Raw genomic sequence first — 9,936 nt, 5'->3', positions numbered from 1 at the left:
CGAACTGGCCGCTCCGGTGCTGCTCGCACCTCCGCGTGGGGTGCGTGTGCTGTTCAGCAAGCCGGGCGTGATCCCGTGGTTGGGGCGCTGGTAAGAGCCGCGTCGGCAGCCGCAAATGGCGCTAGGACGCCGACCGTGAGCCCGGCAATGATCCGCCGGACGCCGCTGGGAACGGGCGTCAGGCCATCGCGAACTTGGCAACGTACTCGTCGAAGGACTCGATGCCGACTTCCGCACGGAGTTCGTCCATGCGCTCGGGTTCTTCGCAGGGCCACGGAACCGGTGCCCCGTCATTCACGCCGGCGATCTGAGTGCCGTAGATCTGCTTGCGGCCCTCGTTGGTCAGCGTGCGGTCGCGCAGAAAGGCCAGCTCACGTGGGCTGGCCGAGCCTGCCGACACTGCCTGCTGCATCAGGTGGAGGGCGCGCCGCTGGACGTCGAGCTGCCGGTCGGCGTGCTGGGCAATCAGCCATGCCGCGCTTGCGGCCTCCTCGCCGACGTCTTCTGCTGTCGGCCAGCCGTACTCATCCATGATCTCACTGAGTCGGTCACCGTGCCGTGCGGTCAGCCGGCGCCACGCCAGTTGCTCGGCGGGGTCGTCGCTATTCGCGTGGGCTGAGGACTGGTGATCGGCCGCGGCCATGGCCGTGAGTTCCTCCGCCAGCGCGGCAACGTCGTGCGTCACTCTCAACTCCCTGGTCAAGTCGATGCGTTGTGCTCGTTGCCTGTTCCCGGGCCACGCATCCGGGCGGAATTGGTCCAGGTCAATCCTGGCCAACGCGCGGCGAGTGAGGCCGTCGACGATGTCGGCAACCGAGGTGGTTCTCGTAGAAGGCGGGAACGGTGTGGGGCTCAAGAACACGAACCATCCTCTGGCATTGAAGTCCTTCGCCGTGAGGAACCGGAAGCCCACGTCCCTGAGCAGCGGCTCTTCCCTGCCTGGGATCAGGTTGCGTGATCTTGTCCACGGTGGTGTACGCCGTCACCCGTCGTCTGCTGTCGCTGCCCGTGTTGCTGCTTCGGCATGACCGAGGTCACGGTATCGGCGAACTGGGCCTCACTGTCCTCGGAAAGATCCACGGCCAGAACCTTTTCGATGAAAGGCAGCCACACCTGGGGTGCCCGGCGCCCGGGCTGCCGCGTCGGTGCCGGGGACCACCACGGTCTGCTCGTCGAGCGCGATGAAGATGTCCTCGAAGGCCTGAGCCCCTCCCATACCCCCGGGCGGCCGGGACGTCCCCCGTCTACGAGTCGCCCGGTTCACACCCGTAGGACCCCTCCGGCAGCGGAATCCGCCGTCGGAGGGGTTTTTGGGGTTCTCAGTCGCTCAGCCTCGCCACCAGTTCAGCGGCCCGTGAGGCGGGCACGCCCGCCGTGGTCAACAGGGTGACCGCGGCGGAGGGGCCCGCCTCACGCGCTGTCAGCACACCCTCGTTCACCGCCTCCATCAGCGCGAACAGCATCTGCTCGTGCACATACGCCAACGCCCGCGGCGGCAGCGGCGACTCGAACACGCCCTGCTCCAGGCCCCGGGCCAGGATCCCGGCGCACGCCGCGCGGACCGGCGCCAGACGGTCGCGGATGCCCTGCACGGTGACGCTGCGCTGGGCCAGGGCGACCAGGATCCGGTAGCGGTCGGCGATCTCCCACACCGCGAGCGTCGAGCGGGCGACTGCCTCCGCCGGGTCCGCGACGCCCTCGCGGCCCGCTGCGTGCGCGGTCGTGACCGCCTCCACCGCGCCGTCGACAAGCGTGCTGATCAGTGCCTCGCGGCTCGGGAAGTGCCCGTACACCGTGCGCCGTACGACACCCGCGGCCCGCGCGATCTGGTCCATGGACGCGTCCGGGTCGCGCAGCAGCTCGGCGAGCGCGACCTCCAGGATGCGACGGCGGTTGGCATCGGCCCGGCTGGCGTTACCCGTGGTCATGGCTGCCATTCTCCACGGCCCTCCGGCGCTCCCCTACGCCTCCCCAATGCCTTCACCTCCTTGATTTGCACAGCACTGTGAAACATCATACATTGCACATCGCTGTGCAATTGCACGGCGCTGTGCAAGTCGGAACAGTGAAGAGAAGAGGAAGACCCGCACCCATGCGTCTCGTCATCAACGAACCGGTCGAGAGGACAGGCCGGCCCTACGGCCGGCGCTGGTGGGCGCTGCTCGTCCTCTGCCTGAGCCTGCTGATCATCGTGATGGCGAACACCGCCCTCACCGTCGCCGCGCCCGACATGACCCGGGACCTCGGCCTCACCAGCGCCGACCTGCAGTGGGTCATCGACGGCTACACCGTCCCGTACGCGGCGCTGATGCTGCTGCTCGGCGCGATCGGCGACAAGTACAGCCGCCGCGGCGCGCTCGTCCTCGGACTGGTGGTGTTCGGCGGCGGGGCCGTCTTCGGCTACCTCGCCGACAGCGCCGCAACCGTCATCGCCGCCCGCGCGGTCATGGGCGTGGGCGCCGCGCTGATCATGCCGGCCACGCTCTCCCTCCTCGCCGCGACCTTCCCGCGCTCCGAGCGCGCCAAGGCGATCACACTGTGGACCGCCACCGCCGGGCTCGCCATCGCGGCCGGTCCGGTAGTCGCGGGCGCGCTGCTCAAGAACCACGGCTGGGCCTCGACCTTCCTGATCAACGTGCCGATCGCCGCCGTCGCCCTGGTCGCGGCCTTCGTCCTGGTCCCGCCCTCCAAGGCCGGTCACCACGACCGCATCGACTACGTCGGCGGTCTGCTGTCGGTGGTCTGGGTAGGCTCGCTGGTCTTCATGATCATCGAGGGTCCGCACTTCGGCTGGGACGCCAAGGCGGTCACGGCCGCGGTCGTCGCGGGCGCGGGCCTGGTGGCCTTCGTCCTGTGGGAGCTGCGCCACCCGCGCCCGATCCTCGACGTCCGGCGCTTCACCAGCCGCCGCTTCGCCGGGTCCAACCTCGCCGTCGCCTTGTTCTTCCTGGCCGTCTTCGGTGCCTTCTACTACCTCACCCAGCACCTGCAGTTCGTCCTGGGCTACGACGCCCTGGCCACCGGCGTGCGCATGCTGCCGCTGGCGGGCGCCGTCTTCGTGGGCTCGGCGCTGACCGGTTACCTGACCCCTCGCGTCGGTATGAAGTGGACGGTCACCGCGGGCATGATCGGCGGCACCACGGCACTCGCGCTGCTGACCCAGGTGGACGGCTCGTCCTCTTACGGCAACTTCGTGGCGCCCCTGGTGATCCTGGGCCTGGCCATCGGTCTTGCCCTCTCTCCCTGCACCGACGCGATCATGGGCGCCTTCCCGGAGTCCGAACTGGGTGTCGGCGGCGCAGTGAACGACACCTCATTGGAGCTGGGCGGCTCGCTGGGCATCGCGATCCTCGGTTCGCTGCTGTCGGCCTCCTACTCCGACCACCTCTCCGATGTCACCGCCGGCAGCAAGCTCCCGACGAGCGCCCTGTCCACCGCCCAGGACTCGGTCGGCGCCGGATACGCCGTCGCCCAGGGCATCGGGGAGAAGGCCCGGCAGCTCGCGGCGCAGGCCGCCCACGCGGCCGACCCCCATCAGGCCGCCCAGCTGAAGGCGCAGGCCAGCCAACTCGCCCAGGGCGCGCAGCAGATGAAGGACGCGGTCGGCTCGTCGTTCGCGGACTCCGTCGCCCACACCAGCCTGATCGGTGCCGTGATCCTCGGCGCGGGCACGCTCGTCGTGGCGCTGCTGCTGCCGCGCGGCAAGGCCACTGAGACGGGGCCTGCCGAGGAGGAGGCGAACGAACTGATGGCAGTGGTCTGAACCAAAACCGCCTGGCGGTCGTCTCTTACCGCGTGCGATACCGTGCCGCGCCGATCAATCGGTGCGGCACGGCCGTACGCACCTAGCAGCCGAAGCGGCTCTGTCCGTTCAAGCAGTCGATACCGCTCCGAGTTGGTGCGCATGGATGAGCCCCGCCGACCTCGCGGTGGATCTTCGACTTTCGCCTGCGTGGGGCAGTCGGTCACCGGCCGCGGTTCGGGCTGCGGCCCTTTCACTGCTGATGGTGGCCGCGGCGGCCCGATCGGGTGATGGCCCGCCCGCGGAGAGTGTCGGCGTTGGCGCGGCCGGGAACGTGGGCCAGTCTCGTCGCGGAAGGGAGGCCCGCCGAACATGGCCGTGCACTGCTTCGGATCTCCGCGCCCCGCCCGCGACGGAGAGAAGTTCCTGGCGCTCATCGCGCTGACCACCGCCACTGCATGCTCCAGCGGTTCGACCCCGGCCCGACCCGGAGTCCGAGCGCGAGCGCAGAGCCGGCCACGACGATAACCGTCACAATGAAGGAGTATTCACTGACCCTCTCGCCGGCCCACGCGGCCGCGGGGACCGTCACGTTCGTCGTGGACAACGCCGGCGCCGTGGCGCACGCACTGGCCGTCGCGGGGCCCGGCGTGTCCGATGCGCACACCTCGACCGTCCCGCCCGGCGGCCAGGCGCGGCTCACGGTCACCCTCCAGGCCGGCAGCTACGAGCTGTGGTGCCCCATCGACAAACACCGGGAACTCGGCATGGACACCCACCTCCAGGTCGGCGGGAACGGCCCGGCGTCACCGGCCCCCGGCAGCGCCGCCGCGACCGCGACCAGGACCGGGCAGTAGCGATGGCTCCCGGACCCGGCGGCCGCCCGCACCGCACCGCCATCAGTCGGCGCACGGTCGTGCGCGTGCTGCTCCAAGTGGTGACCGCGGCCGCACTGACCGTGAACGCCTACGTGCACGCCGGCCTCGCCTCTGCCTATGACCCGGTCGGGCAGCAGATCAGCCAGGGAACGCTGTTCCGCCTCGAAGCCGCCGTGGCGTCCCTGGCCGCGCTGCTGGTCCTGCTCCTCGGTCGTCGGCGGCCGGTGTGGGCGTTCGCCTTCCTGGTGTCCGTCTCCGCCCTGGGCGCCGTGCTGCTCTATCGGTATGTGAACGTGGGCACGCTCGGTCCGCTGCCGAACATGTACGAGCCGGTCTGGTGGCCGCGTAAGACCGCCAGCGCGATCGCCGAGGCCGTCGGCGCCGTAGCCGCGCTCGTCGGCTTTCTGATCATCGGCCCGCCGCGCTCTGCGTCCACTCGGGTCGGCGCTCCTCGGGGCGACAAGGCTGACGGCGGGGGCGGCTAATCACGTGCCACGCCTCACCCTCCGCACCGAACCCCGGCAGCTCCTGGGCCAGCTCTCCCGTGGCCGTCGCTTCGACCGCCAACCGGAAGCGGTCGTTTGGAGCCTGCCCACGCGATCGACGGAGCCTCAATGGCCCGGTCAAGCGCCGTTGCCCGAGTCCTGCCGAGTGGGCACGCGAAGGGCATGGGGCTGCCGCCGGTCACCGCTTCAGGAGTTCGATCCGACCTCTGCAGACTCGGCGTCTGCCGTGCCGCGTACGCCGGTTCTCCACCAAGGTACGCCGCTGTCCAGCGTCGTTGATGTCAACGTTGGATGCCAGGCGTTCGTCTCCCGGGCCATCGGACTCGCCGGTATCGGTGCCGCTGTTGCGCTGATCTTGTGACGGTTTTCCGGCGCACCGTGCCACACGGTTTCCGTCGAAACGGCAATCCAAAAGAGCGCCGTTTGCGTAACCAAAATGCAGCCGCAACCACGGGTACGTCCCTAGCCAGGCACCGATCGCCTGAGCCGCGATGATCAATTCTTTCCATGGGGACCCGACGAGCGCGGGTGCACCCCGTCGCACTCCGCAGGGGTGGGCAGCGGCCGGATCCTCCCTCGTTGCGCGCCGGAGTGGCGCCGGCTTGAGGGTCTGCAGCTCCCACTCCCTGTGGAGGTCGGGGTGAAAGTTGTCGTTGATCTTTCCCGATGTGCGGGGTATGCGCAGTGCGCATTCCTGGCTCCGGAGGCGTTCCGGATGCACGGTGAGGAAGCGCTCATGTACGCCCCGAACCCCGACGACGCCCAGCGCGACCAGGTGCTACGCGCCGCGGCGGCCTGCCCGGTCCAGGCGATCCTGGTCGACCAGCTGGAGGCGCGGCACGCACCGGCGGAGGCGTCGCCGTCATGACCAGTGCCGACAACCTGCGTGCGTTCAAGCGCGATGGCCGCATCGTGGTCGTCGGGGCTTCGCTGGCGGGGCTGCGGGCCGCGGAGGCTCTGCGAGACGAGGGTTTCACCGGATCGTTGACCATGATCGGTGACGAGTTGGGCGAGCCCTACGACCGGCCTCCCCTGTCCAAGCAAGTACTGACCGGGTGGGTGCCGGCCGGGGGCACCCCTTTGCCCCGCCGTCGTGGCATCGATGCGAAGTGGCTGCTGGGCGTGCCCGCCAGCGGGCTGGACCTCGCGACGAACCACGTGCGTCTCGCCGACGGACGCGAGGTTCCCTTCGACCGGGTGCTGATCTCCACCGGGGTACGGGCCCGGCCGTGGTTCGTCGAATCCGAGGCGGCCCTGGACGGGGTGTTCGTCGTACGTACACGCGAGCATGCCGAGAGCCTGCAGCGGGCCCTCGCCGCCGAACCCTCCCGTGTGCTGGTCATCGGTGCGGGATTCGCCGGCTCCGAGATCGCCTCCGTCTGCCGCGAGCGGGACATCCCGGTGACCGTCGCCGAACTCGCGCCGGCCCCGCTGGTCGGGGCGCTCGGCGGCATGACCGGCGAGGTTGCGGCCGACATGCAGCGCGCTCACGGTGTCGACCTGCGGTGCGGTGTCAAGGTCGCCCGGCTGGAGGGCGACGCGCAGGGACGGTTTCGCCGTGCTCACTTCGACGACGGCAGTACGGTCGACGCCGATGTGGCGGTGGTGGCACTCGGAAGCATCCGCAACACCGAGTGGCTGCGGGAGTCGGGACTGGCGGCGGGCGTATGGGGAATCACCTGTGACACGGGCTGCCGCGCCCTCGACATCAATGGCCGCGTCACCGACGACGTCTTCGCCGCGGGAGACGTGGCACGTTGCCCGAACCCCATCTACGAATACCGGCTCATCTCACTGGAGCACTGGGCCAACGCCGTGGAGCAGGCAGAGGTCGCGGCGCACAACATGGTCAGTGCCCAGGCGGACCGCCGGCCCCACCTGTCCATCCCGCTGTTCTGGTCGATCCAGTTCGGCGTCAACATCAAGTCCGTCGGCGTGCCGACCTTCGCCGACGAGGTGGTCGTCACCCAGGGATCGCTGGACGACCACCGTTTCGTCACCGCATATGGGTATCGGGGCCGCGTCACGGCCGCCGTGAGCTTCAACAACGGTAAGTGGCTTGACCACTACCGACGGTTGATCGAGACGGCCGCACCTTTCCCGCCCCCTTGCCCCACGCCGGACCAGCCGGCCGACATGAAACCGGTGCCCGTCGACTTCCCCGGCCCCGCCCTGCTCGCGCAGGGTGCCACGGTGGTCGTCACAGGCCATGACCCGGGTGAGCGCCGCGTCACGGCCGTACACCAGCATCGGCAGGAGGAAGGCCAGGCGACCACGACCGGGACGCCCGGCACGCTGCAACGGATCTTCGACTACTCCGCCCGGGCCGACCCCTACCCGCTGTATGCCGAGTTGCGCAAGACGCCGGTGGCTCGGCAGGAGGACGGCAGCTACGTCATCAGCACCTATCGCGAGATCACGGACATACTGAATGACCCGCATCTGAGTTCCGACCTGCGCAATCTGTCGCGTCCGAGGCCCCCAGCCGAGGAAGGGGCCACGTCGTCGTTCATCCACATGGACTCGCCCGAGCACGATCGCCTGCGGCGTATGGCGATGCGTCACTTCGGCCCTCCGCACACCCCTGGGCTGGTGACCGGACTTGAAGGCTTCCTGACCGCCACCGTCGGCAGCCTGATCGACGATTTGGCGGGCAAGGGGCAGATCGACATCGTCGACGATTTCGCCTTCCCGTTCCCCGTAACCGTGACCTGTCACTTGCTCGGCGTGCCACGCGAGGACGAACCGAGGTTCCACCTCTGGGTGAACGACATCATGAACTCGATCGACTACAACCCCGAGCACGACCCGAAGGAAAAACTGGACAAGGGCGTACAGGCCCGCAAGGACTTGCGCCAGTGCCTCGGCGAGCTGGTGGAACAGCGCCACGGCCGGCCAGGAGACGGCCTGCTGTCACGGCTGGCCAACGACGACGGGCCCGACGGTCGGATGGCCGACGCCGAAATCGTCGACACCGCCAGACTGCTCCTCATCGCCGGCCATGAGACCATCGTCAACCTCATCACCAACGGCATGCTGACGCTGCTGCGCCACCCGCAGGTGCTGCAGCGCCTGCGCGACGAACCGGACCTCGTCGTGCCGCTGGTCGAGGAACTGCTGCGCTACGAGCCCCCCGTGCACATCATTCCCTGGCGGGTGGCGTACAGCGACATCACCGTCGCCGACACCGTCATCCCCCAGGGCTCGCAGATCATGCTCATGCTGGCCTCAGGCAACCGCGATCCGGACCGCTTCCACGATCCCGACCGCTTCGACCCCGATCGGCGTGACAACCAGCACCTCGGCTTCGGCAGCGGCATTCACCTGTGCTTCGGCGGCCCGCTGGCCCGAAGGGAAACCCACATCGCACTGACCGAGCTGGTACGCCGCCTCGACCGGCCCAGGCTGGTCGCCGACCCGCCACCGTACCGGCCCAGCCCCGAACTTCGGGGCCCGATCCATCTGGACATCGAGCAGGGTGACGGGTGACGCGGCAGCCGAGGGCAGCCGCAAGGTCGCGCCGCGGGACGACGGCCTGGGTCGCGCCCCACCGCCCAGCAGGGACCTTGGGAGGTACGCATGCCCGCCACCGTCTGGTCCGGTGCCATCTCGTTTGGCCGATCCCCGTTCGGGCATCGTCCGCCACCGAAAACCGGTCGATCGCGTTCCACCAGTACCACCTGGAGGACATGGGCGGATCCGCACCCGGAAGATCTGCGAGATCGACGGCGAGACCCTCGGCCAGGAGGAGATCGGCAAGGGGTGGTGAACTGCTGTCGGTTTGCTGAGCGGGAGTGAGTTGTGGTGAGCAGGAGTGAGTCCTGCCGGCAGGTTCGCGCGGGTAGGAACGGGGGTTCTGGGGTCGAATGGGTGACCTTGGCGGCTGTTGCTCGTTGGGCTGGGTGACGGGTGTCCGGCCCTTGCGGGAGGGGGTGGTGTGGTGGGTGGTGTGCGGGAGCTGGCGGCGTCCTTCGTGGTGCCGGGGCCTTGCGGGGTGGCGATCCGGGACCGTCTCAAACACCTCACCCCCCACGACGAGATGGTGCTGCGCACCGTCGGCGAGCATCTGGGTGCGCTGGCTTCCGGTGATCTCAAGGCGCGCTGTGCGGACGGTCTGGAGCACGGTGCGGACACGTGGGCGTCGCGTAAGCGGGAGCTGACCGCACTGTCGTCGTCGCGGATCGCGGGTGCGATCACCAAGGCCACGCACGATCAGTGGGCGCTGGCGCGCCGTTGCCAGGCGGCTCACATCCGGAAGCTGGAGGCCGGGATCAAGACGCTGCGGCACCGCCTGTCCCTCCCGGTCGGGGCGCCCGGAACGAAGCGGGCCGCGGGCGGCTACCGGTCGAAGAACGAGTGGTTCCGCAAGTCCCGCCGTCTCGCGGCACTGGAAGACCGGCGCGCCACTGCTGTTGCCGAGTGGCAGGCAGGGCGGGTGCGGGTGGTTCGGGGCGGCAAGCGTCTCCTCAACACCCGCCACCACCTCGCCCAGGCCCGGCTCACCGAGGGCCGGTGGCGGGAACGGTGGGAGGCGGAGCGCTGGTTTCTCGCTGGGGACGGTGAGTCGGGGAAGCGGTTCGGGAACGAGACGATCCGTGTCACCCCGGACGGCGAGGTCAGCATCAGACTGCCTGCTCCGCTCGCGCACCTGGCCAACGCCGGGCACGGCCGGTACGTCCTCACCTCCACCGTGGCGTTCGCGCACCGGGGTGCGGAGTGGGCCGACCGCATCACCGCGAACCGGGCCGTCGCCTACCGCATCCACCTGAACGTGGAGCGCGGCCGCTGGTACCTCACCGCATCCTGGCAA

The 9,936-nt window shown here is 69.4% G+C and carries 7 protein-coding genes and 3 pseudogenes; 8 read left to right on the top strand and 2 right to left on the bottom strand.

Annotated elements, in window-relative coordinates; all coding sequences use genetic code 11:
- Positions 1-178: 178 nt before the first annotated feature.
- Together AB0N06_RS36485 and AB0N06_RS36480 are read right to left on the bottom strand one after the other, a co-directional pair.
- Positions 179-685: a DUF6624 domain-containing protein gene (locus AB0N06_RS36485; protein ID WP_366138989.1), complete on the bottom strand. Its 507-nt coding sequence runs from the start codon at positions 683-685 to the stop codon at positions 179-181.
- A gap of 634 nt (positions 686-1,319) precedes the next feature.
- On the bottom strand, positions 1,320-1,937 hold the full coding sequence (locus tag AB0N06_RS36480) for a TetR/AcrR family transcriptional regulator (RefSeq protein WP_366138987.1): 618 nt from the start codon (positions 1,935-1,937) through the stop codon (positions 1,320-1,322).
- A 155-nt stretch (positions 1,938-2,092) separates the two neighbouring features.
- On the opposite strand from AB0N06_RS36480, the gene AB0N06_RS36475 reads away from it, so the two are divergent.
- The 8 genes and pseudogenes from AB0N06_RS36475 to AB0N06_RS36440 form a co-directional block, all read left to right on the top strand.
- On the top strand, positions 2,093-3,763 hold the full coding sequence (locus AB0N06_RS36475) for an MFS transporter (protein WP_366138986.1): 1,671 nt from the start codon (positions 2,093-2,095) through the stop codon (positions 3,761-3,763).
- Between the two features lie 515 nt (positions 3,764-4,278).
- A complete protein-coding gene (locus AB0N06_RS36470) occupies positions 4,279-4,599 on the top strand; it encodes a hypothetical protein (RefSeq protein ID WP_366138985.1) in 321 nt (106 codons plus the stop codon).
- Between the two features lie 2 nt (positions 4,600-4,601).
- The gene (locus AB0N06_RS36465) at positions 4,602-5,105 is read left to right on the top strand and encodes a hypothetical protein (protein WP_366138984.1); all 504 of its coding nucleotides are present in this window, start codon (positions 4,602-4,604) and stop codon (positions 5,103-5,105) included.
- 661 nt (positions 5,106-5,766) lie between these two features.
- Positions 5,767-5,994: a ferredoxin gene (locus AB0N06_RS36460; protein WP_366138983.1), complete on the top strand. Its 228-nt coding sequence runs from the start codon at positions 5,767-5,769 to the stop codon at positions 5,992-5,994.
- Positions 5,991-7,361, top strand: a pseudogene (locus tag AB0N06_RS36455) (FAD/NAD(P)-binding oxidoreductase); the annotation flags it as partial. The gene AB0N06_RS36460 and the pseudogene AB0N06_RS36455, both read left to right, overlap by 4 nt.
- Positions 7,362-7,643: 282 nt before the next feature.
- Positions 7,644-8,615 carry a cytochrome P450 gene (locus AB0N06_RS36450; RefSeq protein WP_366138988.1) on the top strand — a complete coding sequence of 324 codons (972 nt, stop codon included), beginning with the start codon at positions 7,644-7,646 and terminating at the stop codon, positions 8,613-8,615.
- A 90-nt stretch (positions 8,616-8,705) separates the two neighbouring features.
- A pseudogene (locus AB0N06_RS36445) lies at positions 8,706-8,892 on the top strand (Ku protein); the annotation flags it as partial.
- Positions 8,893-9,063: 171 nt separating this feature from the next.
- Positions 9,064-9,936: pseudogene (locus tag AB0N06_RS36440) on the top strand (IS200/IS605 family accessory protein TnpB-related protein); the annotation flags it as partial.

The organism is Streptomyces sp. NPDC051020 (assembly GCF_040683105.1).
GTDB lineage: Bacteria > Actinomycetota > Actinomycetes > Streptomycetales > Streptomycetaceae > Streptomyces.
This window is presented reverse-complemented; position numbering and strand designations above follow the sequence as displayed.

Bases quoted from the DNA above. Each gene is read 5' to 3' on its own strand.
- AB0N06_RS36480 (WP_366138987.1), bottom strand. From the start codon at position 1,937: ATGGCAGCCATGACCACGGGTAACGCCAGCCGGGCCGATGCCAACCGC.
- AB0N06_RS36475 (WP_366138986.1), top strand. From the start codon at position 2,093: ATGCGTCTCGTCATCAACGAACCGGTCGAGAGGACAGGCCGGCCCTAC.
- AB0N06_RS36470 (WP_366138985.1), top strand. From the start codon at position 4,279: ATGAAGGAGTATTCACTGACCCTCTCGCCGGCCCACGCGGCCGCGGGG.
- AB0N06_RS36465 (WP_366138984.1), top strand. From the start codon at position 4,602: ATGGCTCCCGGACCCGGCGGCCGCCCGCACCGCACCGCCATCAGTCGG.
- AB0N06_RS36450 (WP_366138988.1), top strand. From the start codon at position 7,644: ATGGACTCGCCCGAGCACGATCGCCTGCGGCGTATGGCGATGCGTCAC.